Genomic DNA, 23386 nt, shown 5'->3' on the forward strand with positions numbered 1-23386 from the left:
TCGTCTTATTCCGGGCTCCAGGCCTCGTAATCTGTGCGCTCCACTGGGTCTTGGCGGCGCAGAGACCCTGCTGGCGTATATGCCAACGCGGTGCCTGTGAGATTTTCCTGATGCGGTTTTTCCCACGACTTGTGTTCCAGCGGTTTATCAGTCGGAGGCTCATCCCACGTACGATGCAGCCACCCATGCCAGTCGGGATCGACCCGGCTGGCCTCGGCTTCACCATTGAAAATTACCCAGCGCTTGCTGTCGTCGGCGTTGCGGTAAAAGGTGTTACCCTCGTTATCCTCACCGACTTTGACGCCCTTACGCGCGGTGTAGAACTGCGTGTTCAGAGTAGCTCCGTTCCACCAGGTTACGGCTCGCAAAAGACTGTTCAAAATACCCATCGGTCGCCTCCGACATTTCTATCCCCGCAGATATGGACCAAAGGCACGCCAAGGTCCAGTGTCACAAGGACCGCACCCCCTATTCCGGCAAATAAGCCGTGACTTCGATTTCGATCCGGTATTTCGGATCGATCAGGCCGCATTCGATCATGGAGGTTACCGGGGGGTTTTCGCCGAAGTATTCCCGCAGGATCGGCCAGCAGGGTTCGAATTCAGCACGGTCCGGCAGCATGTAAGTAACGCGAACAACGTCCGCAAAGCTGGCCCCGGCCTCGGCTAGGGCTTTTTCGATCGTCCCCAGCGCCGAGCGGCATTGCTGGGTCACATCATCGCCCTGCCCGACCGTTCCGGCGACATGAACCCAGCCTCCGGCCACTACCGCGCGGCAATAGCCTATCTTGGCCTCAAACTCTCCGCCCGAAGAGATGCGTTTGATTGTCATGATACCCCCAACAAGAAAACGGCGCGGTCCATGCCGCGCCGTATTTGGTGAATCTCTTTGAGTTTAACCAGCCGAGGCCGATTCCGCTGCATCCGCGTAGATGATCAACGGCTGCTTATCGGACGACACCGCCTCTTCGTTGACCACAACCTCGGTCACGTTTTTCATGCCCGGCAGCTCGAACATCGTGTCCAACAGGATATCTTCGAGGATCGAGCGCAGACCACGTGCACCGGTTTTCCGTTCGATGGCCTTCTTGGCAATCGCCTTCAGCGCATCATCGGTAAAGGCCAGCTCAGCATCTTCCAACTCGAACAAACGCTGGTATTGCTTGACCAAAGCGTTCTTGGGCTTTGTCAGGATCGTTACCAGAGCATCCTCATCCAAATCTTCCAAAGTCGCCAGAACCGGCAGACGGCCAACGAATTCCGGGATCAGGCCGAATTTCAGCAGGTCCTCAGGCTCCAGATCCTTAAAGATCTCACCCACGCCGCGCTCATCATTGTCACGCACATCGGCGCCAAAACCCATGGCCGAGCCTTTGCCACGCTGCGCGATGATCTTATCCAGACCGGCAAACGCACCGCCACAGATGAACAGGATATTCGTAGTGTCCACCTGCAGGAATTCCTGTTGCGGATGTTTACGGCCACCTTGCGGCGGAACCGATGCAACGGTGCCTTCCATCAGTTTCAGCAGCGCCTGCTGAACACCCTCGCCCGAGACGTCGCGGGTGATCGAGGGATTCTCGGACTTGCGCGTAATCTTGTCGACCTCGTCGATATAGACGATACCACGCTGCGCGCGTTCAACGTTGTACTCGCTGGCCTGCAACAGTTTCAGGATGATGTTCTCAACGTCCTCACCCACATAACCGGCTTCGGTCAGGGTGGTTGCATCCGCCATAGTGAACGGCACATCCAGAATCCGCGCCAGCGTTTGGGCCAGCAGGGTTTTACCGCAACCTGTCGGGCCGATCAGCAAGATATTGGATTTCGCCAGCTCAATATCGCTGCCCGCTTTCTGAGCATGATTCAGGCGCTTGTAGTGGTTATGGACTGCCACCGACAGAACCCGTTTTGCCGTTGCCTGACCGATCACATAATCGTCCAGAACCTCGCAAATGTCTTTCGGCGTCGGCACACCATCCGAAGATTTCAGCCCGCTGGCCTTAGTCTCTTCCCGGATGATGTCCATGCACAGTTCGACGCATTCATCGCAGATAAATACTGTCGGGCCAGCAATCAGCTTGCGCACCTCATGCTGGCTCTTGCCGCAGAAGCTACAGTAGAGCGTATTTTTGCCGTCGCCGCCTGAATTCGTCGCCATGTTCTACCTTTCGGGCTCCATCCCTGCGATCCTTTTCGGACCGCTTGCCGTCTATTGATGCAGCTTAGGGCAGCACCGAAGCGGCTACAATCTCAAAATGCGCCCCGCGCAATCGGCGCGGGGGCTTAACTTCAGGCGTCGTCGCCGTCCATTTTAGCGCGGTTTTCAACGATTTCGTCGATGTGGCCCCAATCCTTGGCCTCTTCCGGGCTCATGAAATTGTCGCGATCAAGCGCCTTTTCAACCGCCTTTTTGGTCTGCCCGGTATGACGTACATAGATGTCATACAAGCGATCTTTCAGTTTTTGCGTCTCGGCTGCGTGAATCATGATGTCGCTGGCCTGACCCTGATAGCCACCGCTGGGCTGGTGCACCATGATGCGGCTGTTAGGCAATGAGAAACGCATTCCCTTCTCGCCACCGGCCAGCAACACCGACCCCATCGAGGCCGCCTGACCGATCACCAAGGTCGAACATTTCGGCTTGATATACTGCATTGTGTCGTAAATCGACAAACCGCTGGTCACAACGCCACCAGGTGAATTGATGTAGATCGAGATCTCTTTGCTGGGATTTTCCGCCTCGAGGTGCAGCAGTTGGGCGACGACCAGATGGCTCATCCCGTCGTGGATCGGGCCATTGATGAAAATGATCCGCTCTTTCAGAAGGCGCGAAAAAATATCGTAGGCCCGTTCGCCGCGGCTGGTCTGTTCGACCACCATCGGGACGAGCGTATTCATATAGGTATCAACTGGATCGAACATTCTGAACCTGCCTGCTTTGCTATGGATCGGGACACTACCCGCAGAAACGTTACCCGAGTCTTAGTGTCGGCACAGGGGGGCTGCAAGGGGGGCCGAAGACTTCACTCAATGTCACAGTGATTTGACTCCCTCCTCTGTTCTTTCCAGATTTGCTGACAGAGCGACGATCAACTTTAATGGCTCTTGCATCACGTCAGCTTGATAGGTGCATCATGCGTGTGGAATTTCACATTCAAAATATATATCGAATAAGCGCGTGCCTAAGACACACCCCCAAAGCACCGCACGCACGTATAACGAGCAGACCCAATGTAACGAGCAAACAAGGATAAAAACGATGGCCCTTCCTCAGCTCTCGCAAGATATGTCCCCTGATTCATTTGAAAGAATGGTAGAAAACGCGACGCATGCATCAAATTTCCTGAAAGCGATAAGTCACGAAGGCCGTTTGATGATCCTATGCCATCTTGTGTCAGGGGAAAAATCTGTGACCGAGCTGGAGGAACTTCTTTCTGCCCGGCAAGCCGCTGTATCCCAACAATTGTCCCGGTTGCGCCTGGAAGGGCTGGTAACACCTCGCCGCGAGGGTAAGGCGATCTATTATCGCCTGGCAGATGAACGCCCACGGCGAATGCTGGAACTGGTCTACGACATGTTCTGCGGTAAGGATAAAGACTGATCCGTTAAGTTTTCCGGGCCCTCATTCGCCAGCTTGATATCTATCAATCTTGGCTCATACCGTAGCGCGAAATTGGTCAATACCCTGTTCAGCAGTTGTGCAGAGCGCGCTCAACCGTCAGAAGCCTCTCAACTTCCCCCAATCATGCGCAGAGTAAACCTGCTGATGCAACGCGTTTCCATCGTTCCCGTTGCCCTAAAAAAGACGGCGTAGCAATCGCAGCAGCTACTTTGAGCTGTGTTGCGACCGTCCTTTTCGGCCAGCAAATCCGCAAGCATAAAATGCGGCCCAAGGCTCTGGTTCCGTTCAGGTAGAACTGCTACGCAACGAATGACTAATTCTAATGGAGAAACTGATGATCCGTGCAATTCTGGTTGGGCTCGCCCTGTTCACCCTCACTGCCTGCGAAACTGCGAAAGGCGCTGGAAGAGACATTGAGAAAGCGGGTGATGCAATTCAGAGTGCAGCCTCGGACGTTCAAGAGAAGCTATAAACCGTTACTGGTGCTGCCGTCCTTCATAATTCGCGCCTGATTGAGGGGCGAGACCGCAAAGGCCAAGGGGATTCCGCGCCCTTACAAAAGCCCGCCTCAAACTTAAGTTTTGGCAAAAGGAAAAGGCGTCAGGCGCTTAGACATAGTCCATGCACGTATCCATTCGGATACTCCTGACGCCTTGCAGGGTCGACACGTCAGAGAGACGTCCCGAGCCGGTTGCCCTGATCCCGAAAGGGACCAAAGCTGCCGCGTCGCGCCAACAGGCACCACACAGCGCGCTCCAACCTTCTGAGAGGGTAGCCCCTGACCCGAATGCAAGATCCAGCCCAGTCAACCATCCACCGGTAAGCCTATTTGGTGTATGACACATCCTAAAATCTGCCATCACCGCCTGGCCCCCTGGCCTTTGCGCCCCGCTCAAGTTCCTAAGAACCGTTGCGATGACTAAACTGTCGCACTTGGGATGTTTTCCGACAAGAAAATAGCACTGCAGCATGAAAATTAGACGGGGATAACGTGTTGATATCCACTGGGAAAGTTGTGTGGATAACTCTGGAAACCGTGAAGCGGCGCTGGTTTGGAGCGGGAAAAGCCAAATCCGTTGCAAAGAAGGAGATTTTGCCGTGTTTCTGCGGGCGCAAACACTATTACGCAATAATCTTGGCTGAAATTGCCGGCCTCTTACTGGATGGAGGCCATGTTTTGATTCGCATCTGCCTTTAGCGATGTGAGCATCAGCCGGTCGAAACGGCTTGAGGGGCGGAAAATAGGTCGGGCAAGTCTTTTTGCTGCTTGCAACACCGCGCTGAAGGTCCGCGAAGTCCAGAGGCACCGCCCGGGGATCGCCGCTATCCGGTACGGCGCGCTTTGAACCTTGTCGCAGGCAACGAAAGACCGCCCGACCCGTCCCCTCCCATCGGAGACGCTGGTTCCGCTATTGAGAAGCACTCTGGCCCGCCCAGGATTACCAACTACGCGCTGCATAAAATTGCAGCCAGTACCCCCTACAGCCCAACCAGGCCAGAGACGCTTCAGTTCACCTGACGTTCCAGAACAGTGCTGTAGGTCGTTCCGTTACGCAGGCTACGGAAATCCGCATAGATTTTTCCATCTTCATACCGGGCGTCGATCAACGCATTCGCGCCAATGACCATCGGTGACGTTTCAGTAATACCGATCCTTCCGGAGCCATCGAGACTGATGGTGCCGGTGGCTTCATTTTCATTCCAGCCGGTATCGCCATCACGTCGCCATTTACTAGGCCCCCAGAAGACATTGTCTTCCTGAATCTGGATATCCAGCATCCACTCGGCCTGATTGAACCGAGGTTCATTGCCGCGTTGGTAATGTGTGGGCTGTACGGCTGTATAAGTCCCCACCCATGTCCCGCGCAGGTCCGGTGCGGGATCGGCCAGTGCGGCCGCCCCAAGGGTGAAGGTCGTGGCCAAAGCGGCGGCCCCGGCAGTCAAAAATCTGGTCATGGCTCTCTCCTCCAATGTTCATGGCCACCCTTGGCCTGCTGAACAGATTGGAACGGAGAAAGCTGACTACAACTTACCTAAGGGAAACTTCATAAATGTTTAAGGTAGACGTTAAGCAAAGCCCCTGATCAGGCCCAAGCCAGCGCGGTGCCCAAAATGACCAGCCCAATTCCAATAACTTCCCTCTGCGAGAAGCTTTCACCAAACAGAAAGAACGAGGCGATTGCAATCAGCACCACCTCGGCCCCCAGAATACCGGTATAAATGATACCCAGACGCTCCTCGCGCAGGGCGGCCAATTCCAGCGTCGCGGCAGCCAGCAAAGTAACGATGATCAGAAGGCCAAGGCCAGCACCGGGGAGTTTCCACCAGTATTTCATCGAGATCATGGCAACGGAATAGAGTCCTGCTGATCCGAGGGCGATTATTGGGATCATGGACATTTTCGGCCTCGCGCTGAACTTTCCGTTAGGTAAAGTATAACGGGCGGGCAAAGTCTGGGCTGTGAGGTTGATCACAGATCGGTCAGAACACAATCCCGAGGAAATCGCGGGCTGCGGCTGCAATGGCCAGCACGAACTAAGCACGCGACACCTCGTCCGGCATCGCGCGCGCCGTCCTTAACATAGGACCTTAGTCAGTCGATCGTGATACTGCCGGTAATCGTGTTAACGAATGTTCTGCTGTCCGGGTCAGTCAGAGATGAGAAGGTGCCTCCGCCTGTCGCGCTCGCCCAGTTGCCCGAGCCTCCAGACACGGTCCAATCCCCGGTTAAGGCTCCATCTGCGCCCCGGCCCGTGGCAATCCACGTCATCACCGCCTTGTCCCCGGACGCCGTGTCAAACACGCAATTCCCTGTGCCCGAGACCCCGGCCCCGTTGACCAGAATGGAACCGAAACACATGCCCGAGGCCCCTTCCAATGGATGCCCGGCGGCAACCTCGAAGCTTTCATAATTGGTCTGGGATTTCACCACCGCCTGACCGTCCGAGATGCCAAAGACCTCGTTCGCTTCCGTCCCCATGCCTTTGCCTGCGGCGTCATGGGTCTCGGCACTGGCCAAGCCTGCCGTCAGCCCGATGGTCAGGGCTGTGGCTGCGGTGATCGTCAAGAACTTGTGCATAATAACCTCTCATTTCTGAGGGTTTGGCGTTGCAAGCATATAAAGAAAAAACCGCCTGAACGCGGTCCCCCGCGCGGAGGATAACACATTCCGATCTTTGCGTCTAAAGCGGGCGCTCAGCCTTCCAGCTTGCGGGCCACCAGAACCGAGACCGGGAAAGCCGCGATAAACCCAACGACCGCAGCAAGCAGCATGGCCACCCATGATGCATGCCCCATGACCAGAACCGCAATCACAGCGGACCCGGCAAGGGTGGAACCAAGGAAGATGTGAAGGATCAGCGTCAGGGGTGACATAGGGGCCTCGTTATTATCAGTCTGTTTTCGCGGACCGTAGAACTGAGGCTGAGAGTGGTCCTTGATCTGGGTCAGACTGCGCGGTGATCCGAGGTGCAATTTCGACGGTTGATGAGCAAAACTGAGGTCAGCGCCAACCCAAGGGGAGGCGCAAACGCACAGCCCGTTTACCAAACCGAAACCGGCATTATGGTGTCAGTTCAGGCCAAGCAGTTCCTTGGCTTGGGCTAGAGTTGCAACCGACGCGTCATGATCACCTGCATCGTGCAGCGCGGCACCTTCGTCGCGCCATGTTTCGACCTGTACAATCTGTTCGTCAGACAGGTCAGGACCCGCAGCCAGTGCGGCATCAATGGCGGCAATGTCGGCAGGGCATTGCCCGGCAAAGGCGGGCGCGGCGTACAGGCAGACGGCAGCGACCAGAGACAGATGTTTCATTGATTCATCCTCCCGTTGTTTGGGGTGTGATGAGAATACCATGAAACGGGTCAGGCCCGGAGGGCGTCGGCATCCGATGCATCGGATCGGCGAGGGATGGCTGACGGTGGGACAGTTTCGCTTTCGGACTAGTAGGGGGCCGGAGCACAAACTCGCTTGAAACGGTTAATCAGCAGAACTGAGGGCAGCGCCGACACGAGGCGTGGCGCAAACGCGCCGCCCGTTTTGCCGGAGGCAAACCTTCGGTTTGACGGGGGCGGGTCGGCGCGGCCCGGCGGTGCCGCCGGGTGGGCAAGACAGGCCAAAACATAAAGCTAAGCAATGGGGAGTTTCCAACGAAAATCCCTAGTTGCTTCGGAAGAAACCAGAAAAGTCGTTAAGAAGGATCGAACAATCGGTTCTAACTAAATCAAACCCTGGTTCATATGCACTTCCATTCCTGATCCAGCTAGCCAATTCTTTTCTCGCAATTCTGGAGTTGAAATCAGACATACCTCTCAAAGTACCGAACACCTTTAAATACGTTTGATCTGCGGGTTTTAGAAACTTCATGTTCAGGTCAAGAAACGAAAATCCTAGAAACCAAATTGAGCCAGCTTCGAGAATTGCCTGTCTTACCAATTGGCGTGTTTGGCGCTCGCCACCTTCTGTAAAAACTTTGATATTGTTCACAGAGGACAGTAGCGCTTGATGATGGTTATTTTCACCAAATCCAGACTCTCTGTTTCTTGGTTGCAACCGACCGAGAGAGCCATAGGGATGCAAGACCTTTAGATGTTTTTCGCAGAACTTGGACGCTTCTTCTTCGCTCAAATCAAAAACCGCCTGAACAGCCAGAAAAAAGAACCTGAAAATCACTCTGTCATAGTTGAATGATACGAAGGTTATTCGTTCCAACCAGCTCTCTAGCTGCTCAATTTTACCTGCGGTAACGATCGCTCTAAACAACGCCGCGAGCCATGTATCAGCGACATTTGCAAAGTTGAAGGTTTCATGGGTTTTTGGGGGATTGAAGTAGAGTGATGATCGTCGTTCAGCTTTGATCAGGGCATCGGCTATCAACAATTTGCCTAGCTTTACTCTAACTTCGTTGTGCGAGTGCGCATGTAAGTAGTTGTCAATAGACGGCATCAACCGAACGCCGGATGATATCCTTCTTAGTTCCTCTATAAAGTCTGCATCGCCGCTTTCAGAACCAATCAGCTTGGCAGCGGAAAACAAATGCGGATCAATGTTTTGCTTGTGAGCTTCACCGTAGATTTGAATTGTGTTCGCAGAGTCCGACACTTGATCTGCCAGTTGCGATCCAATCGGCAATTTAAACTCTGCACTTGCGCCAGCTCCAACTACGATGACAAGCTTGTCAGCCATCCATCTTCAACGCCGAAATAAAGGCCTCTTGCGGGATATCCACCTTCCCGAACTGGCGCATCTTCTTCTTACCCGCCTTCTGCTTGTCCAGCAGTTTGCGTTTCCGCGTGGCGTCGCCGCCGTAGCATTTCGCCGTCACGTCCTTGCGCAACGCCGAGAGGGTCTCGCGCGCGATGACCTTGCCTCCAATGGCGGCCTGGATCGGGATTTTGAACATGTGGCGCGGGATCAGGTCCTTGAGCTTTTCACACATCGCCCGGCCCCGCATCTCGGCCCGGTCGCGGTGAACCATGGTCGACAGCGCGTCGACGGGCTCGTCATTCACCAGCACCGACATCTTGACCAGATTGTCCTCGGTGTAGCCGGTCATCTGGTAGTCGAACGAGGCATAGCCCTTGGTCACCGATTTCAGGCGGTCGTAGAAATCGAAGACGACCTCGTTCAGCGGCAGGTCATAGACGACCATGGCGCGGCTGCCCGCATAGGTCAGGTCCAACTGGATGCCGCGGCGGTCCTGGCACAGTTTCAGCACATCGCCGAGGTATTCGTCGGGCACAAGGATGGTCGCCTTGATGCGCGGTTCCTCGATATGGTCGACCTTCGACGGGTCGGGCATGTCGGCGGGGTTGTGCAGTTCGATCATCTCGCCGTCTTTCATGTAGACGTGATAGATCACCGAGGGCGCGGTGGTGATGAGCTCGATATCGTATTCGCGTTCGATACGGTCGCGGATGACCTCAAGGTGCAGAAGGCCCAGGAAGCCGCAGCGGAAGCCAAAACCCAGCGCGGCCGAGGTTTCCATTTCAAAGCTGAAGCTGGCGTCGTTCAGCGCCAGTTTGTCGATCGCGTCGCGCAGGTCTTCGAATTCGGAACTGTCGACGGGGAACAGGCCACAGAACACCACCGGCTGCGCGGGTTTGAAGCCTGTCAGAGCCTCTTCGGTGCCGTTGCGGTCATTGGTGATGGTGTCACCCACGCGGGTGTCGCGGACCTGTTTGATTGACGCGGTGAGAAAGCCGATCTCACCGGGGCCAAGCGAGTCCACCATCTCCATCTCAGGCCGGAAGACGCCGACGCGGTCCACATGGTGCAGGGTGCCGTTCGACATGAACTTGACCCGCATGCCCTTTTTCAGCGTGCCGTCCATGATGCGGACCAGAACGATGACGCCGAGATAGGCGTCGTACCAGGAATCCACCAGCATCGCCTTGAGCGGCGCGTCCACGGTGCCCTGCGGTGCGGGCAGTTGCAGCACGATGGCTTCCAGCGTCTCGTGGATGCCCTGCCCTGTCTTGGCGCTGACCTGAATGGCGTCGGTCGCGTCAATGCCGATCACATCCTCGATCTGCTCGGCCACGCGGTCACAGTCGGACGCTGGCAGGTCGATCTTGTTGAGCACCGGCACGATCTCATGATCGGCGTCGATGGCTTGGTACACGTTCGCCAGCGTTTGCGCCTCGACCCCTTGGGTGGAGTCGACGACCAACAGCGAGCCTTCAACCGCGCGCATGGACCGGCTGACCTCATAGGCAAAGTCCACGTGGCCGGGGGTGTCGATCAGGTTCAGCACGTATTGCTCGCCATTGTCGGCGGTATAATCGATGCGGACTGTGTTGGCCTTGATGGTGATGCCGCGTTCCCGCTCGATATCCATGCTGTCGAGCAGCTGTTCCTTCATGTCGCGATCCTTGACGGTTCCGGTCTCCTGGATGAGCCGGTCAGCAAGGGTGGATTTGCCATGGTCGATATGCGCGACGATGGAGAAATTGCGGATATGAGCGAGGTCTGTCATGGGTTGGGGATATGCGTCGGAAATGGGCTGTGGTCAAGGTGGGACGAGACCCTAGCGAAACCCTTTGAATGCGAGGCCTCCAACCGATCAGACCAACCTATTTTTAACCAGCTCCGCGTTCATCCAATGCGTCTCGCTCTGGACGTGGCCCTCACGTACGTATTTCGCGAGATGAGTGGGCATGTCTTCCTCGTTAAACGCAGCCGTTGTGCGAACGACAAACCCCTCCTGAGTATCCAGATTTAAGTCTGCGATCACATCCGCCACAACCTTAGCAGAGAACCGACCGCGATAGAGTTCGGGAACAGCGGTGATCCCAAGCTCGACAAAGCGTGAAAGCGTCGCGTCCCACGATTGCACGCGATCTGCCTTGATCCATGCGAAGCCCAGGAAGTAAGTCGGCAACGCTGAATATTCGATGGAATGACGCGCGAACAGATACTCGCCGACAATACGCTCATCATCGGCGAGCTGAGGTGCAATGCCCGCTGCAAATGCCTTCATCCAATCTCGCGATGGGTGATATCTCGCGTCGATGCTGCGAGGGTGACAACCGTGACTGTGGATGGTTGTATTCTCACCGTCCATCTTTTCGGTGAAAACCACCTCATCAGCTGATGCCAATTCATCAACGCTGGACATGATCTTGTCATCGCTCGTGGCACCGGGAGATTGCGGCAAGTGGAAAGTGCGCCCGTATTTCTTAAGCATATTGGTCTCACGAAAGAGTTCTAAACAAAGTCGGGCCAGAAAACGCGACATTCCCAACCTGCGCAATCACTTTTTCGAACCGCCCAATTGATCCCGAATCCAGTTTGATTCATACTCCCGCACAGACCGAGAGGGGCATCAGATCCGTCCGGGCAGGCAAAAAACGAGGCTCGAGTATGAAACAGTTCCTCCTTATCGCATTTTGTGCGGCATCGCTGACAACGGTGGCCCATGTCGCGGATGCGGCGCAGATCAAGCGCGCCTGTCTGGCGTCGGACCGGTCGGCAGCAACGCGGGATCGGTGCAATTGCATTCAGCGGGTGGCCAATCAAGCGCTGACCCGCAGCGATCAGAAAACCGTGGCAAAGTGGTTCACCGACCCCCATCAGGCGCAAGAGCTGAAGATGTCGCAGACCGCGCGCGATGATGCGCTGTGGGATCGGTATCAGAACTTCGGCCAAATGGCGCAGGCGATCTGCAGCTAAGCCATCTCATGCCTTGACCTGACCCACGCTGCACCCCAGAAAAGGCGCAGCGAAAGGTGTATTGCATGGTGATGAAAGGGCTGACCCTGCGCGGGCTCGAAGTGTTCGAGGCTTTGGCGCGGACGGGATCGGTGGCACAAGCCGCCGAGATCACCGGGCTCAGCCAGCCGTCAGTGTCACAGCAGCTGCGCAATCTGGAAAACGCCCTGGGAACCGAGCTGGTCGATCACGGACGCCGCCCCATGCGGTTGACGCAGGCCGGGCGCAGCTTTCTTGCCCGGACCGAGACGGTTCTGGCTGAGTTGCAGATGGCCCAAAGCGAGCTGACGGTGATGGACCTGGGGCACCTGACCACCCTGTCCATCGGGCTGATCGACGATTTCGACAATGACCTGACTCCCCGACTGGCGACCTTGCTGGCTGACAGCCTGACCCGGTCAAAGTTCAAACTGATCACCCTGCCCAGCTTGGACCTGTTCGCCGAGCTTGAGGCGCAGCGTCTCCGCTTGGTGGTGTCGGCGCATTCCGGTGAAGTGCTGGAAGGCGTGGTCGAGTACCCTCTGGTCCAGGATCCGTTCATTATGGTGACACCCAAGGGCGCAGATAACGCAGTAGAGGAGCTGCCGTTTCTGCGTTACGCCCGCGAGCAGCTCATCAGCCGCCAGATCGAAGCGCATCTGGCGCGACAACATTTGACTTATGAAGAACGGTTCGAGATCGGTTCGCATCTGGCATTGATGGCAATGGCGGCACGTGGGCTGGGCTGGGCGATCACCACGCCGCTGGGTTATATGCGGGCAACACGGTTCCATGATGCGCTGGATGTGCACCCCGCCCCGTTCGGAGAGCTTTCGCGCACCATCTCGCTGTTCACACGTACTGACTGGTCCGATCAGGTGCCGCAAGAAGTAGCGGGCATGATGCGTCGCCTGATGCGGAATCAGATTGTCGATCCGGCCTTGGCGCAATTGCCTTGGTTGACTGATCGACTCAAAGTGATGGCTTAAGCGCGCAGATGCGCCTCTAACCCCTCAACAGCTGCTTCGATCAAATCCAGCGCCCCGTCGAAATCACGGGTGTAGTATGGGTCGGGCACATGATCCGCGCCTATATGGGGGGCAAAATCGGTCAACAGGCGAACCGGGATTGTACTGTCCGCTGGCCGCAATGCTTCGATATTTGCGATGTTCTCTGCGTCCATGCCGATGATAATATCGAACCGGTGGAAATCTTCGGCTACGAACTGGCGGGCCCTCAGATCGCTCAGATCAATTTCCCGCGCTCGTGCCGCTGCCTGCATCGGCCCATAGGGCGGATCACCAACATGCCAGCCCGACGTTCCGGCGCTGTCGGTGGAATGATGCGGAGCGCGGGCGCGAAACACGCCCTCGGCAGCGGGGGATCGGCAGATATTGCCCAAACAGACAAAGAGGATACGGTGTGTCATGGGCAATGGTTTAACGCGAAGGGCAAAGATGGAAAAGATCGTCATTCTGACAGGGGCCGGGATTTCCGCCGAAAGTGGGCTGGGCACCTTCCGGGACGAAGGCGGCTTGTGGGCACAACACCGGATCGAGGATGTCGCCACACCCGAAGGGTTTGCCCGCGACCCCGCTCTCGTCCACGGGTTTTACAATGCGCGCCGGGTCCAAGCCGCCAAGGCCCAACCTAACGCCGCTCATGAGGCCTTGGCCCGCCTGCAGCAGGATTGGCCCGATGAGGTTGTAATCATCACCCAGAATGTCGACAGCTTGCACGAGGCTGGTGGCGCCCGGAACGTGATTCACATGCACGGCACGCTGGCCGGTGCGCTTTGCGCGGTTTGTGAGCACCGCTGGGTGTCTCCGCCCGAAATGGCCGTCGGCGAACCCTGCCCGGCCTGCGCCGCCCCCGCTGCGCGCCCCGATGTGGTCTGGTTTGGTGAAATGCCCTACCACATGGACGCCATCTATGACCATATCGCCGAGGCTTGGATATTTGCCGCCATCGGTACGTCTGGTCAGGTTTATCCCGCCGCCGCCTTCGTCCACGAAGCTAGCCTCTCGGGCGCTCGAACGGTCGAGTTTAACCTCACCCCCTCAGACGGTGCCTCAAGTTTTGACGAGGTCATCCTTGGCCCAGCTACGGATACAGTGCCGCGCTGGGTAGATAAGCTGCTGAGCCAGAGATGATCGCAGACACCAGCCGAATTATCCGTTTATAGTGAAGGCCTAACAAGCCGGGAGAATAAAATGCCAGACCCCCACCCTCCTCGCGAAGAAATCCTGGAAGACGGTAATCTCGACGGCCGCGATGCCCTCGGAGACCAACTTGCAGGACTATGGTGGACATTCCTGCTTCGCGGCATCCTAGCTGGGGCATTAGGAGCCGCGGCCTTGTTCTGGCCAACGGGAAGCATTACACTACTGTTGCGATTGGTCGGGCTGCTTTTGATCGTGGATGGCGGCCTGACCCTTTTGGGGTTTGGGCGGCGCGGATTGATCGGAGGCGTTGGTGTCGGAGCCCTTTTAATCGGACTAGTACTCCTGATCTGGCCCGAGGGCGTGGCGCGACTGACGTTCTTCCTACTGGGCGCATGGGCGCTGATCATCGGAGTGGGCTCACTGCTGGCCTGGCGACAGATGTCGGACCAACATCCAGACGCATCTTCGGTGCGGAACTCGGGAATTATTGCGCTGGTGATCGGACTGGTGCTGATCTTCTGGCCGGGCAGCGGCATGGTGGCTTTGGGCTGGGCAATTGCCTTCGGCGCTCTGGCCTTTTCTGCCGTGATGTTCTGGCTGACTGCACGGTTCAAACGCGCCCATGACCGCGTCGCGATGCGCGTGGTCAACCGCTAAGCATCGACCACGAAGTGAACAGGCCGGGGCATAACCCGGCCTGATGCGTGGATGAAGGCCGCAGCGCGGCCCGAAGACAGGCGTTGCCTCAGTTCGAATGCGTTCCGTGGCCGCCCTTGTCCTGACGTTCAAGATCTACCGGGACCTCGATCTCAACCTCGCCTGCGTGTTCGAATATCAACGTCACAGGAACTGTCGCGCCATGCTCGAAAGGTGCCGTCAGGCCCATGAACATCACATGATCGCCGCCACGCTTCAGCATGTGGGTTTCGCCAGCCGGAATAGTAATTCCTTCCTCTACATGGACCATCTTAGCCACGCCGGCATCGTCAATTTCATGGGTGTGCAATTCAACGCGCGCAGCAACATCTGATTTCGCGCCAATTAACCGATCATCGGATTCTCCGGCATTCTGAATCATCATAAAGGCCGCACCGGCCTTGGCAGTTTTACCCGACGACCGGGCATAAGCGTCATCAACGGCAATCGTATCCTGAGCAAAGGCGGTCGTGGCCAGAGTTACAGCAGCCATAGTGGCAAAGAGTTTGGATTTGAGGGACATTGCGCCTCTCCTTTTTCAGAGAATAGTTGGAAAACAGGTTCAAACCAGACGCGGAGGCGCACGCGCTGGATTGTACGGAACCGGAAGGGCAATCAGGTTTTCCGCCTTGCGCAACGGTGCTGGCAGGGCTCTGTTCGGCGCCGGCGGCAAAGCTGGCTCCGACAAAGCAATCGCACCCAACAGGCTCAACGCATAGTCAGGGCAATAGTGCGGGGGCTTCGTCGGCTGGCCTTCGGCATCCATATAGACCACAACCGGTCCAGTGCCCGTGCACAAAACCATTTGCCCGACTGCACTGTCGATTCCACGCGAAGACGCCACCCCCTGCCCTGTCAAAACGACGAGCAGCGACAGCACCAACGGTAGAATTTTATTCAGAACGGGTTTCATCCTGCGCCAGATATAGTCAGGAAGAAAAGCGGGCTTCAAGCGCTATCAGGTGCGCCAGAAGCCCGCAGCCTTGTGCTATCGTCAGCCGTCCAAACCGGGACGATTGACCGACCCCTTGGTCAGGCTGGTATGCAACCTGTTCACCTGTCGCTGCATCCGAGTACATGTCCCAAATGTCTTGCCAAAAAAGGCCGCCAACAGGGAGAGGAAATCAGAGAATTTGAATGACATGGGGGTAAACTCCGCCAGATGATATGACTAAACATAAAGCGGATTGAGATCAGCGTATGTGAACAAGATCACCGTGGGCGCAATTTTTTTCCAACTCAGGAACACAACGCGAAACAAAAAACCCTGCACCTTGTGGCACAGGGTTGAATTCTTAGCAGGAAAAAGGAGCTTAGGCCGAAGCTTGTGCCTTGGCGATTTCCTTTTTCACTTTCAGCGCGTTTGCCGACAGCTCTTCGTCCTTGGCTTTGGCCAGGAACGCATCCAGACCACCGCGGTGGTCAACCGAACGCAGAGCAGCCGCCGAGATGCGCAGCTTGACGCCACGGCCCAGGGTTTCGGACTGCAGGGTAACGTCGTTCAGGTTCGGCAGGAAACGACGACGAGTTCTGTTTTTGGCGTGGCTGACATTGTTGCCAGTCATCGGGCCTTTTCCGGTCAGTTCGCAACGGCGCGACATGGTTTCTTCCTTTGTTTCTGGAGGCCGGGCATGATGCCTGCGGCCAAATCACAAGGGGCGCAACCCGAAGTCGCGCCCGAAAACTGGTTGGATGCGTGTAGTGGGAATCGCAGGAAGGGTCAAGACAGATCGCGCGGATTCTTTGCAGTAACATCATCACCCAAGTGAACTTGCCCCTGCAGCAATGGCTTGTTGTTCTTAAGATGCCGCTGCAAAAGGTGCCTTTGCTGCTGCCCTCGAGGAAAATAGCGTGCCGGTCGCGGTGTCAATCGTTTTTCTTTCAGCTCTGGAAATATCTCAAAAATCTCTCGGACAGCATCCGAACCAAGGGATTTCAGCGCCTCACCCCCAAGAAACAAGCTTTCAGTTGGCGCGTTTTCGGCGAATATCACCTGGTGCCGATCAAAGAGCAGATGAAAATATTCGATCTGTTCCACACTTTCATCGACGTAAACTCCGGGCAATACAGTCAATTTGATTGCAGGGACCAGCACTTGCGAGGTGCCAAACATTCGTTCGGCTATCTTGGATTGAACCAGCATCCGGTGTTGGCGTGAGACAAGTAAATCTCTCTGCGGCATCTCGTTACCCAATACTCCCGCCAAAATGCGTACTGGAAGCAGTCGAGGGTTGTCCAACAAGCTCGCACGCTCAAAGCTACGATGACCGATCCAACGGATACGTTGGACGCCATGCTCCATTGTAGGGACCAGATCTCCGACTTTAAGGTTTTGAATCGGACGCTCCCCCACCTCGGATAAAATTCGGGTATCACGTGTAAAACACGGAACCCCTGAACCATTTTCAAAGGCTGAATACGTCACCACAATGCCTGAGGGCAGGGTAAATGTGCCGCTGGACACGGAATAACCGATTCCATCTTCGACGGTGAAGGTGCCGAACACGCTGTCTGCAACGACAGTCCCGGCAGGTAGGTTCAAGGTATCTGTACCACTGCCGCCGCGTATGTCATCACTGACCGAAGTACTGCTGAAATTTAGAGTGTCGTTCCCAGCCCCCAACCGAATACTGCCCACAGTCGAGCCGCTGATGTCGACAACATCGGCGTCAGCGCCTGAAGCAACGCGTCCACCCACAGAACTGTTGGTAACAGTTATGGTATCGCTTCCGGCATTTCCAACAACGTTCTCGGCAATAGTGCTGCTAGAGACATCAATGTCATCGTCACCTCCGCGCCCTCGAACATTGTCAATCGGAGAGCCTTGCGGATCCCCGTTCAGAGTCCCGCTATTGCCTGTGACGTCTATATCGTCGTCGTTGTTTGTCCCTACTATTCGCGGCATCGGGGAAGATCCTATGCAACAGGACCACCAGAATATCATCTTTGCATGCCTGCGTCAGCATCAAACACAACCTAAAGACGATTCTTATTGCTGGGATAGGACTAACCCGTCTAAGGGTTCATCAGAGAAGCCAGCATGCTCTCGGCAGCTGCCGAAGGGCTAAGCCCACCCGCGCGCACCTGCGTCCCCAGCCGCTCCATTTCAACCCGCGCCTGTGTAGTTGACAGTTTCGCAAGAAGGGCCGCCCGGACCTCCTGTTCGAACCAGTACTGCGCCTGTTCTGACCGGTTTGCGTCCCAATGACCGCTCTCTCGGCGGGATTGCGATAGCGACTGCATCTCAGTCCATGCGTTCTCCAAACCATGCTCCTCAACCGCCGAGACGGTCATGGCTTTTGGGAATCCCTCGGGGTCTTGCGGTCGTTTGCGCAACAGACGCAGAGCACCGGCGTAATCCGCACACGTTCGGGTGGCGGTAGTTTTCAGGTCTCCGTCCGCCTTGTTGATCAGAATAATATCGGCCATTTCCATGATGCCGCGTTTGACACCCTGCAATTCGTCTCCGCCTGCAGGGGCTAGCAGCAACAGGAACAGATCGGACATCTCGGATACCACGGTTTCCGACTGACCCACACCCACCGTTTCAATCAGCACCACATCAAACGCGGCGGCCTCGCACAGCGCAATTGCCTCGCGCGTCCGTCGGGCGACACCCCCCAGATGGGATTGGCTGGGTGACGGTCGAATAAAGGCATTTTTTTCGCGACTCAGACGCTCCATCCGGGTCTTATCCCCTAGAATTGAGCCACCCGAACGGGCCGAGCTGGGGTCAACAGCAAGAACCGCTACGCGCAGCCCCTGCTCGATCAACATCATGCCAAAGCTCTCGATAAAGGTGGACTTGCCCACTCCGGGCGTGCCCGACAGGCCGATGCGCAGGGATTGACGCCCCGCCTTGGCCACGTGCGCCAACAGCTCGGTCGCCTGCATCCGGTGATCCTCGCGGCCACTTTCAACCAGAGTGATCGCACGGGCCAGCGCGCGGCGCTCACCATTCAAAATCCTGTCACCCAGCTCAGCAGTCGTCATGCGAGGCCCCTTACTCGATTTTCGCCTAAATGACCGAGCAACTCAGGGTTTGTCCAGTGCCTTGCACCGCTGAACGTGATGCCACGTGCCAGAACTGGACCTTGCCCTGCGCTTGGCGGATAAAGCCAGCATGACACGCCTGCCGATTGATGACGCCATCCCTGACTTGCTTGCGGCCTTGAAGGCCAAGGGCCGCGCTGTGCTGCAGGCCCCTCCGGGTGCGGGCAAAACTACGCGTGTGCCTCTGGCGATGCTTGAGGCAGGCTTGTGTAACGGCAAGATTGTAATGCTTGAGCCGCGACGACTGGCCGCGCGCGCCGCTGCCGAACGGATGGCCGAAACCTTGGGCCAACGCGCCGGAGAGACCGTCGGTTACCGGGTGCGCGGTGACGCAAAGGTTTCGAAAGCAACCCGGATCGAAGTCGTCACCGAAGGTATTCTTACCCGGATGCTGCAATCCGACCCCGATCTGCCGGGCGTTGGCGCGGTGATCTTCGACGAATTTCACGAACGGTCCCTGAACGCCGACCTTGGCTTAGCATTGTGTCTGGAAGTCACAGGTGCGCTGCGGGATGACCTGATCCTGGTCGCCATGTCAGCTACATTGGATGCGGAACCAGTTGGCCGACTGATGGACGCGCCTCTGGTCACGTCCGAAGGGCGCAGCTATCCGGTCGAGACCCGTTGGTTGGATCGCCCCTTGGGTACCCAGGCGCGACGTTTGGATGCTCTGGTCGATCTGGTGATTCAGGCTGAACGCGACACACGCGCAACCGGCGGAGGTGTTTTGGTGTTTTTGCCCGGTGAAGGCGAAATTCGTCGAGCCGAAGCGGCCTTGGTCAGACGTTTGCCCGGTAACTGCGCAGTACGTCCCTTGTTCGGCGCAATGCCCTTTGCCGCCCAGCGCGCCGCGATTGCGCCGATTGAGGCCGGGCGCAAAGTGGTGCTGGCCACATCAATTGCCGAAACCTCGCTGACCATCCCGGACATCCGCGTGGTCGTCGATATGGGCCAAGCGCGTCGTGCGCGGTTCGATCCTGGCTCGGGCATGTCGCGGCTGGTCACCGAACGCGTGACACGGGCCGAGGCCATCCAGCGCGCAGGCCGCGCCGGGCGTGTGGCCGAGGGGGTATGCTATCGCCTGTGGTCCAAGGGCGAGGAAGGCGCGCTGGCTGCCTATCCACCGGCCGAGATCGAGGCGGCTGACCTGACAGGTCTGGCGCTTGAGTTGGCGCTGTGGGGGGCAGAGCCGGACGATCTGGCTTTCCTGACACCCCCACCCGACAGCACGATGGCCGAGGCAAAGGCCCTGCTGAGGATGCTTGGCGCGTTGGATACCAATGGGCGTATCACCTATCACGGCAAGGCGTTGTCGGCACTGCCCCTGCACCCGCGCCTCGGGCATATGTTGGAACGCGCTGGGCCAGACGCTGCCCCTTTGGCCGCGCTGATGGCCGAGCGTGATCCGCTGAAAGGTGCGCCTGCGGACATGCTGTTGCGCTTGGAAGCCTTGCGCGACACCCGCGCGTTTCAGCGCAACCGAGTCTGGCAGGTGAATGTGGGCGCTGCGGACCGGATCAAGGCCGAGACCAAACGGCTGAGGACCAAAGGTACCTCCAGCGGACTGTGTCCAGCCGCAATGGCGGCTCTGGCCTATCCCGACCGGATCGGGCAACGCCGTAAAGGCGACGTACCACGCTATGTTCTGTCTGGTGGAAAAGGTGTGGTGTTAGAGAATGACGACACGCTGGCCGCCGCACCCTATCTTGTGGTCACGGATACGGACGGCAACCCGCGTGAGGCGCGCGTTCGCATGGCAGCTCAGATCGCTGAGCGCGAAATTCGCGATCTGTTTTCCGATCAGATAACCTGGGTTGATAGCTGTGAATGGTCCAAACGCGAGCGCCGGGTCGTGTCACGCAAGCAAGAAAGGCTGGGCGCCATTACTCTGAGCGATCGCATCTGGAAGACCGTACCAGACGAAGACGTGGCACAAGCCATGCTGGACGGCGTGCGTGACTTGGGGCTGCGGCTGGACGGAGCTGCAGCGCGATTGGCCTCTCGGGTCGAGCTGGTGCGAGCCGAAGGCGCTGATTTGCCGGACTTCACCCTTCAAGGGCTGACAGACACCCTTGAAGACTGGTTGCTGCCCATGCTTTCGGGCGTGCGCAATGCCGAGGACTGGAAACGCTTCGATCTATTGCCCGCAATGCGCGCGCGGCTGGACTGGAACCAGACGCAAGAGCTGGACCGCCGAGCACCAGGGGCGTTCGAAACCCCGCTGGGCCGCAAGGTACCAATTGACTACGGCGGCGCGGTGCCGGAAATTTCAGTTCGCCTGCAGGAACTTTTTGGCGTCACACGGCATCCAGTAGTGGGTGGCGAAGCGCTTAAAATAACTCTGTTATCCCCGGCGCAACGCCCGATTCAGATCACGCGTGACCTGCCCGGATTTTGGGCCGGATCCTATGCAGATGTTCGCAAGGACATGCGCGCGCAATACCCCAAACACCCCTGGCCCGAAGACCCAACACAGGCTGATCCGACCCTGCGCGCCAAAAGGCGGAGGTAACTCCGCCTTTCGCAACAAAGTTGCATCTATTTTAAGCATTATTGAAACCACCGAGCTTCACTGCTATGTCACGGCAGTTTCAGACACGAAAAGTAAAGAACCAATCGACGATGTCGGCATGGCTGCGAAAAATCTGGGAAGAGGTCGCACGACCCATTTTCCTGCGCCCTCGGCGGGTGCAGTTCGCAGCGCTGTGCACGCGTGCCACCCTAGAGGGACCAGAGGTCCTGCTGATCACCAGCCGCGACACGGGCCGTTGGATCATTCCCAAAGGCTGGCCGATTGAAGGTAAGGACGGGGCAGAAACCGCGTTGCAGGAAGCCTGGGAAGAGGCGGGCGTACGCGCGCCTAGCCCCGCCAAGGAACCGGTCGGACATTTCACCTACGATAAAATCATGAAAGACGGCTCGGCCCAACCGGTGCTGACCAGTGTTTATCGAGTCGAAGTTCGAGAGCTTGCGGACGATTTCCCAGAAGCGGGTAAACGCAAACGGGTCTGGGTATCTCCCGCAACCGCGGCGGAGCGTGTCAACGAGCCGGAACTGAGCGATTTGCTGCTGCAAATGTAACAAATTCGCAAAAAATTGATGTCATTGCGGTTGTCCAGAAGGACGAAACCGTCTAGCGCCCTGCGTCAATCCCAAAGCCTCTTGAGCAAACCATGCCGAACATGACCACAAAGAACCGCTGGCAGGCGCTGGACAGCGATCTGAAACGCATCTCGCGCGTTGAAAATGCCAATGCCCACGTTGCACGTCCGATGCTGGCCCCCGGTATCGCGCTGGCCTTTATTGCGCTGGCTGGATTGTCATCAGCTTTGTTCTTTGGGCAAGCAGATGGTGGCCTGATCGTCGTCGCTGCGGCGGTTTTCGGGGCCTATATGGCCATCAATATCGGTGCCAATGACGTAGCGAACAACATGGGACCCGCCGTGGGCGCCAACGCGTTGACCATGGGCGGTGCCATTGTGATCGCCGCCATAGCCGAAAGCGCCGGGGCTTTGCTGGCCGGTGGGGATGTCGTTTCCACAATTTCCAAAGGGATCATCGACCCTGCCTCGGTTCAGGACAACAACGTCTTCATCTGGGCGATGATGGCTGCTCTGATCTCATCGGCGATGTGGGTCAATCTTGCAACCTGGGTGGGTGCCCCGGTATCCACCACACATTCCGTGGTAGGCGGTGTGATGGGTGCGGGCATTGCAGCAGCGGGTCTGAGTGCCGTTAGTTGGGGCACCATGAGTGCGATTGCCGCCAGCTGGGTGATCTCGCCGGTTCTGGGTGGTCTGATTGCCGCCGGTTTTCTGGCGCTGATAAAAAACAAAATTCAGTATCAGGACGACAAAATCGCAGCTGCCCGTCGCTGGGTTCCGATCCTCGTTGCTGTGATGATGGCGGCTTTTGCCACCTATCTGTCCGTCAAAGGCCTGAAACGGATCGTGAAGATCGAACTTGAAACGGCGCTTTTGATCGGTTTTGCCTCGGGTCTTCTGGTCTGGTCCGTGACGGTGCCTTGGGTACGGCGCAAGTCGGAAGGAATGGAAAACCGCACGAAATCCGTGAAAGCCCTGTTCGGTCTGCCGCTTGTCATCTCGGCCACCTTCCTCAGCTTCGCACACGGTGCCAATGACGTCGCGAACGCCGTGGGTCCTCTGGCCGCGATCGTACACGCAGCAGAGTTCGGCGATTTTGCTGCGAAGGTGTCGATCCCAAGCTGGGTCATGGTGATCGGAGCTTTTGGCATTTCCTTCGGCCTGTTCCTGTTTGGCCCAAAACTGATCCGTATGGTCGGCAGCCAGATTACCAAGCTGAACCCAATACGCGCCTTTTGCGTCGCTTTGTCGGCAGCCATCACTGTCATCGTAGCCAGCTGGCTGGGCTTGCCGGTCAGTTCGACGCATATCGCCGTGGGGGCCGTATTCGGGGTTGGGTTCTATCGGGAATGGCACTCTGACCGCCGCTGGAAAAAATCGAACCGGCAGCGCCCGGTTGAACAACGACTCGCCCGCGAAGAGCATCAGCGCCGCAAGTTGGTACGTCGCTCGCATTTCATGACCATCGTGGCGGCGTGGATTGTCACCGTTCCCGCAGCTGCGGTCATGTCGGCAACGATTTTCATTTTCCTGACAGCCTTCGTCTGAGAAGGC

The 23386-nt window shown here is 57.1% G+C and carries 27 protein-coding genes; 9 read left to right on the forward strand and 18 right to left on the reverse strand.

Going from position 1 to position 23386, the window contains the following annotated elements; translation table 11 throughout:
- Window positions 1–5 precede the first annotated feature (5 nt).
- The 4 genes from GOW93_RS12960 to GOW93_RS12975 all read right to left on the reverse strand — a co-directional run bounded on the left by GOW93_RS12960 (window position 6) and on the right by GOW93_RS12975 (window position 2924).
- Window positions 6–389, reverse strand: coding sequence for an NADH:ubiquinone oxidoreductase subunit NDUFA12 (locus GOW93_RS12960; protein ID WP_170384757.1), 384 nt, complete (start codon window positions 387–389; stop codon window positions 6–8).
- Between the two features lie 79 nt (window positions 390–468).
- Window positions 469–831 (reverse strand): RidA family protein, encoded by a 363-nt coding sequence (locus tag GOW93_RS12965; protein WP_170384783.1) that lies wholly within the window; start codon window positions 829–831, stop codon window positions 469–471.
- Between the two features lie 63 nt (window positions 832–894).
- The gene (gene clpX / locus GOW93_RS12970; protein ID WP_170332602.1) at window positions 895–2160 is read right to left on the reverse strand and encodes an ATP-dependent Clp protease ATP-binding subunit ClpX; all 1266 of its coding nucleotides are present in this window, start codon (window positions 2158–2160) and stop codon (window positions 895–897) included.
- A gap of 131 nt (window positions 2161–2291) precedes the next feature.
- Entirely contained in the window at window positions 2292–2924 is a 633-nt protein-coding gene (locus GOW93_RS12975) for an ATP-dependent Clp protease proteolytic subunit (protein WP_170384786.1), read from the reverse strand.
- A 337-nt stretch (window positions 2925–3261) separates the two neighbouring features.
- On the opposite strand from GOW93_RS12975, the gene GOW93_RS12980 reads away from it, so the two are divergent.
- On the forward strand, window positions 3262–3603 hold the full coding sequence (locus tag GOW93_RS12980) for an ArsR/SmtB family transcription factor (protein WP_170384789.1): 342 nt from the start codon (window positions 3262–3264) through the stop codon (window positions 3601–3603).
- A gap of 355 nt (window positions 3604–3958) precedes the next feature.
- Window positions 3959–4096 (forward strand): entericidin A/B family lipoprotein, encoded by a 138-nt coding sequence (locus GOW93_RS12985; protein ID WP_170384792.1) that lies wholly within the window; start codon window positions 3959–3961, stop codon window positions 4094–4096.
- Window positions 4097–5130: 1034 nt separating this feature from the next.
- On the opposite strand, the gene GOW93_RS12990 is transcribed toward GOW93_RS12985, so the two are convergent.
- The 8 genes from GOW93_RS12990 to GOW93_RS13025 all read right to left on the reverse strand — a co-directional run bounded on the left by GOW93_RS12990 (window position 5131) and on the right by GOW93_RS13025 (window position 11311).
- Complete coding sequence (locus GOW93_RS12990; RefSeq protein ID WP_170384794.1) at window positions 5131–5580, reverse strand: hypothetical protein; 450 nt, start codon at window positions 5578–5580, stop codon at window positions 5131–5133.
- A 128-nt stretch (window positions 5581–5708) separates the two neighbouring features.
- Window positions 5709–6023, reverse strand: a complete 315-nt coding sequence (locus GOW93_RS12995) for an SMR family transporter (protein WP_254443570.1) — start codon at window positions 6021–6023, stop codon at window positions 5709–5711.
- Window positions 6024–6217: 194 nt separating this feature from the next.
- On the reverse strand, window positions 6218–6703 hold the full coding sequence (locus tag GOW93_RS13000) for a hypothetical protein (RefSeq protein WP_170384797.1): 486 nt from the start codon (window positions 6701–6703) through the stop codon (window positions 6218–6220).
- A 116-nt stretch (window positions 6704–6819) separates the two neighbouring features.
- Window positions 6820–6999, reverse strand: a complete 180-nt coding sequence (locus GOW93_RS13005) for a CTP synthetase (protein ID WP_170384800.1) — start codon at window positions 6997–6999, stop codon at window positions 6820–6822.
- A gap of 195 nt (window positions 7000–7194) precedes the next feature.
- Window positions 7195–7437 (reverse strand): hypothetical protein, encoded by a 243-nt coding sequence (locus GOW93_RS13010; RefSeq protein WP_170384803.1) that lies wholly within the window; start codon window positions 7435–7437, stop codon window positions 7195–7197.
- 345 nt (window positions 7438–7782) lie between these two features.
- Window positions 7783–8808, reverse strand: coding sequence for a hypothetical protein (locus tag GOW93_RS13015; RefSeq protein WP_170384806.1), 1026 nt, complete (start codon window positions 8806–8808; stop codon window positions 7783–7785).
- Entirely contained in the window at window positions 8801–10600 is a 1800-nt protein-coding gene (gene lepA, locus GOW93_RS13020) for a translation elongation factor 4 (RefSeq protein ID WP_170384809.1), read from the reverse strand. Before lepA ends, GOW93_RS13015 begins: the two co-directional genes overlap by 8 nt.
- Before the next feature lie 87 nt (window positions 10601–10687).
- Window positions 10688–11311 (reverse strand): RNA ligase family protein, encoded by a 624-nt coding sequence (locus GOW93_RS13025; protein WP_170384812.1) that lies wholly within the window; start codon window positions 11309–11311, stop codon window positions 10688–10690.
- A 176-nt stretch (window positions 11312–11487) separates the two neighbouring features.
- Between GOW93_RS13025 and GOW93_RS13030 the strand changes: the two genes are divergently transcribed.
- The gene (locus tag GOW93_RS13030; RefSeq protein WP_170384815.1) at window positions 11488–11796 is read left to right on the forward strand and encodes a hypothetical protein; all 309 of its coding nucleotides are present in this window, start codon (window positions 11488–11490) and stop codon (window positions 11794–11796) included.
- 65 nt (window positions 11797–11861) lie between these two features.
- Window positions 11862–12803: a LysR family transcriptional regulator gene (locus GOW93_RS13035; RefSeq protein ID WP_170384819.1), complete on the forward strand. Its 942-nt coding sequence runs from the start codon at window positions 11862–11864 to the stop codon at window positions 12801–12803.
- Here the strand turns inward: GOW93_RS13035 and GOW93_RS13040 are convergent.
- Window positions 12800–13243, reverse strand: coding sequence for a low molecular weight protein-tyrosine-phosphatase (locus tag GOW93_RS13040; RefSeq protein ID WP_170385410.1), 444 nt, complete (start codon window positions 13241–13243; stop codon window positions 12800–12802). The two genes, GOW93_RS13035 and GOW93_RS13040, sit on opposite strands and share 4 nt — an antisense overlap.
- Before the next feature lie 28 nt (window positions 13244–13271).
- Here GOW93_RS13040 and GOW93_RS13045 point away from each other — a divergent pair, with 28 nt between their 5' ends.
- Complete coding sequence (locus GOW93_RS13045; protein WP_170384821.1) at window positions 13272–13967, forward strand: NAD-dependent deacylase; 696 nt, start codon at window positions 13272–13274, stop codon at window positions 13965–13967.
- A gap of 60 nt (window positions 13968–14027) precedes the next feature.
- Entirely contained in the window at window positions 14028–14636 is a 609-nt protein-coding gene (locus tag GOW93_RS13050; RefSeq protein ID WP_170384824.1) for an HdeD family acid-resistance protein, read from the forward strand.
- An 88-nt stretch (window positions 14637–14724) separates the two neighbouring features.
- Here the strand turns inward: GOW93_RS13050 and GOW93_RS13055 are convergent, their stop codons facing one another.
- From GOW93_RS13055 to meaB, 5 genes are all read right to left on the reverse strand, one after another.
- Window positions 14725–15198 carry a copper chaperone PCu(A)C gene (locus tag GOW93_RS13055; RefSeq protein WP_170384827.1) on the reverse strand — a complete coding sequence of 158 codons (474 nt, stop codon included), beginning with the start codon at window positions 15196–15198 and terminating at the stop codon, window positions 14725–14727.
- Between the two features lie 39 nt (window positions 15199–15237).
- Window positions 15238–15588: a hypothetical protein gene (locus tag GOW93_RS13060; RefSeq protein ID WP_170384830.1), complete on the reverse strand. Its 351-nt coding sequence runs from the start codon at window positions 15586–15588 to the stop codon at window positions 15238–15240.
- Between the two features lie 400 nt (window positions 15589–15988).
- On the reverse strand, window positions 15989–16276 hold the full coding sequence (rpmB, locus tag GOW93_RS13065; RefSeq protein WP_039532366.1) for a 50S ribosomal protein L28: 288 nt from the start codon (window positions 16274–16276) through the stop codon (window positions 15989–15991).
- A 119-nt stretch (window positions 16277–16395) separates the two neighbouring features.
- Window positions 16396–17373 carry a Hint domain-containing protein gene (locus GOW93_RS13070; RefSeq protein WP_368039672.1) on the reverse strand — a complete coding sequence of 326 codons (978 nt, stop codon included), beginning with the start codon at window positions 17371–17373 and terminating at the stop codon, window positions 16396–16398.
- A gap of 317 nt (window positions 17374–17690) precedes the next feature.
- Window positions 17691–18668 carry a methylmalonyl Co-A mutase-associated GTPase MeaB gene (gene meaB, locus GOW93_RS13075; protein WP_170384836.1) on the reverse strand — a complete coding sequence of 326 codons (978 nt, stop codon included), beginning with the start codon at window positions 18666–18668 and terminating at the stop codon, window positions 17691–17693.
- A 130-nt stretch (window positions 18669–18798) separates the two neighbouring features.
- Between meaB and hrpB the strand changes: the two genes are divergently transcribed.
- From hrpB to GOW93_RS13090, 3 genes are all read left to right on the forward strand, one after another.
- On the forward strand, window positions 18799–21240 hold the full coding sequence (gene hrpB, locus GOW93_RS13080) for an ATP-dependent helicase HrpB (protein ID WP_170385413.1): 2442 nt from the start codon (window positions 18799–18801) through the stop codon (window positions 21238–21240).
- 110 nt (window positions 21241–21350) lie between these two features.
- Window positions 21351–21809: an NUDIX hydrolase gene (locus GOW93_RS13085; RefSeq protein ID WP_170384838.1), complete on the forward strand. Its 459-nt coding sequence runs from the start codon at window positions 21351–21353 to the stop codon at window positions 21807–21809.
- Between the two features lie 92 nt (window positions 21810–21901).
- Window positions 21902–23380: an inorganic phosphate transporter gene (locus GOW93_RS13090; RefSeq protein ID WP_170384841.1), complete on the forward strand. Its 1479-nt coding sequence runs from the start codon at window positions 21902–21904 to the stop codon at window positions 23378–23380.
- Window positions 23381–23386: the final 6 nt, after the last annotated feature.

It is taken from the genome of Ruegeria atlantica (genome assembly GCF_013032455.1).
GTDB classification, from domain to species: Bacteria; Pseudomonadota; Alphaproteobacteria; order Rhodobacterales; family Rhodobacteraceae; genus Ruegeria; species Ruegeria atlantica_B.

Bases quoted from the DNA above. Each gene is read 5' to 3' on its own strand.
- GOW93_RS12960 (WP_170384757.1), bottom strand. From the start codon at position 389: ATGGGTATTTTGAACAGTCTTTTGCGAGCCGTAACCTGGTGGAACGGA.
- GOW93_RS12965 (WP_170384783.1), bottom strand. From the start codon at position 831: ATGACAATCAAACGCATCTCTTCGGGCGGAGAGTTTGAGGCCAAGATA.
- clpX (WP_170332602.1), bottom strand. From the start codon at position 2,160: ATGGCGACGAATTCAGGCGGCGACGGCAAAAATACGCTCTACTGTAGC.
- GOW93_RS12975 (WP_170384786.1), bottom strand. From the start codon at position 2,924: ATGTTCGATCCAGTTGATACCTATATGAATACGCTCGTCCCGATGGTG.
- GOW93_RS12980 (WP_170384789.1), top strand. From the start codon at position 3,262: ATGGCCCTTCCTCAGCTCTCGCAAGATATGTCCCCTGATTCATTTGAA.
- GOW93_RS12985 (WP_170384792.1), top strand. From the start codon at position 3,959: ATGATCCGTGCAATTCTGGTTGGGCTCGCCCTGTTCACCCTCACTGCC.
- GOW93_RS12990 (WP_170384794.1), bottom strand. From the start codon at position 5,580: ATGACCAGATTTTTGACTGCCGGGGCCGCCGCTTTGGCCACGACCTTC.
- GOW93_RS12995 (WP_254443570.1), bottom strand. From the start codon at position 6,023: ATGTCCATGATCCCAATAATCGCCCTCGGATCAGCAGGACTCTATTCC.
- GOW93_RS13000 (WP_170384797.1), bottom strand. From the start codon at position 6,703: ATGCACAAGTTCTTGACGATCACCGCAGCCACAGCCCTGACCATCGGG.
- GOW93_RS13005 (WP_170384800.1), bottom strand. From the start codon at position 6,999: ATGTCACCCCTGACGCTGATCCTTCACATCTTCCTTGGTTCCACCCTT.
- GOW93_RS13010 (WP_170384803.1), bottom strand. From the start codon at position 7,437: ATGAAACATCTGTCTCTGGTCGCTGCCGTCTGCCTGTACGCCGCGCCC.
- GOW93_RS13015 (WP_170384806.1), bottom strand. From the start codon at position 8,808: ATGGCTGACAAGCTTGTCATCGTAGTTGGAGCTGGCGCAAGTGCAGAG.
- lepA (WP_170384809.1), bottom strand. From the start codon at position 10,600: ATGACAGACCTCGCTCATATCCGCAATTTCTCCATCGTCGCGCATATC.
- GOW93_RS13025 (WP_170384812.1), bottom strand. From the start codon at position 11,311: ATGCTTAAGAAATACGGGCGCACTTTCCACTTGCCGCAATCTCCCGGT.
- GOW93_RS13030 (WP_170384815.1), top strand. From the start codon at position 11,488: ATGAAACAGTTCCTCCTTATCGCATTTTGTGCGGCATCGCTGACAACG.
- GOW93_RS13035 (WP_170384819.1), top strand. From the start codon at position 11,862: ATGGTGATGAAAGGGCTGACCCTGCGCGGGCTCGAAGTGTTCGAGGCT.
- GOW93_RS13040 (WP_170385410.1), bottom strand. From the start codon at position 13,243: ATGACACACCGTATCCTCTTTGTCTGTTTGGGCAATATCTGCCGATCC.
- GOW93_RS13045 (WP_170384821.1), top strand. From the start codon at position 13,272: ATGGAAAAGATCGTCATTCTGACAGGGGCCGGGATTTCCGCCGAAAGT.
- GOW93_RS13050 (WP_170384824.1), top strand. From the start codon at position 14,028: ATGCCAGACCCCCACCCTCCTCGCGAAGAAATCCTGGAAGACGGTAAT.
- GOW93_RS13055 (WP_170384827.1), bottom strand. From the start codon at position 15,198: ATGTCCCTCAAATCCAAACTCTTTGCCACTATGGCTGCTGTAACTCTG.
- GOW93_RS13060 (WP_170384830.1), bottom strand. From the start codon at position 15,588: ATGAAACCCGTTCTGAATAAAATTCTACCGTTGGTGCTGTCGCTGCTC.
- rpmB (WP_039532366.1), bottom strand. From the start codon at position 16,276: ATGTCGCGCCGTTGCGAACTGACCGGAAAAGGCCCGATGACTGGCAAC.
- meaB (WP_170384836.1), bottom strand. From the start codon at position 18,668: ATGACGACTGCTGAGCTGGGTGACAGGATTTTGAATGGTGAGCGCCGC.
- hrpB (WP_170385413.1), top strand. From the start codon at position 18,799: ATGACACGCCTGCCGATTGATGACGCCATCCCTGACTTGCTTGCGGCC.
- GOW93_RS13085 (WP_170384838.1), top strand. From the start codon at position 21,351: ATGTCGGCATGGCTGCGAAAAATCTGGGAAGAGGTCGCACGACCCATT.
- GOW93_RS13090 (WP_170384841.1), top strand. From the start codon at position 21,902: ATGCCGAACATGACCACAAAGAACCGCTGGCAGGCGCTGGACAGCGAT.